Raw genomic sequence first — 302 nt, forward strand, 5'->3', positions numbered from 1 at the left:
TCAGCGTGGTCCTGGAGGAGAGTGGGGCGGATGTTGGGGTCGTACGTGATCAGGCAGCGTCCCGCGAACAGTTCAAGCAAGGACCGCACGCTGCTTGCCCCGGGCTCCACGAACGAGGCCAGCGACCCGGTGTGCAGCACCTTTGGGAGGAAAGTAGGAGCGATGTGGGGGAGGCTCCACTCGAGGTCGAATTCGTATTCTGCGGAACCGTCGCTGCCTAGGGACGCTTGTGCAGTTGATGTGCGGCGAAGGTGTTCGGATCCCGGAAGCAACTGCACACCGGCTGCCTTCAGGTGCCGCTG

General features: G+C 63.2%; 1 pseudogene. It reads right to left on the reverse strand.

Annotated elements, in window-relative coordinates:
• Window positions 1-278 (reverse strand): annotated as a pseudogene (locus SB764_RS39225) (hypothetical protein); the annotation flags it as partial.
• Window positions 279-302: the final 24 nt, after the last annotated feature.

The sequence above is a fragment of the Paraburkholderia sp. SIMBA_027 genome, assembly GCF_046535315.1.
Lineage (GTDB): Bacteria > Pseudomonadota > Gammaproteobacteria > Burkholderiales > Burkholderiaceae > Paraburkholderia > Paraburkholderia tropica.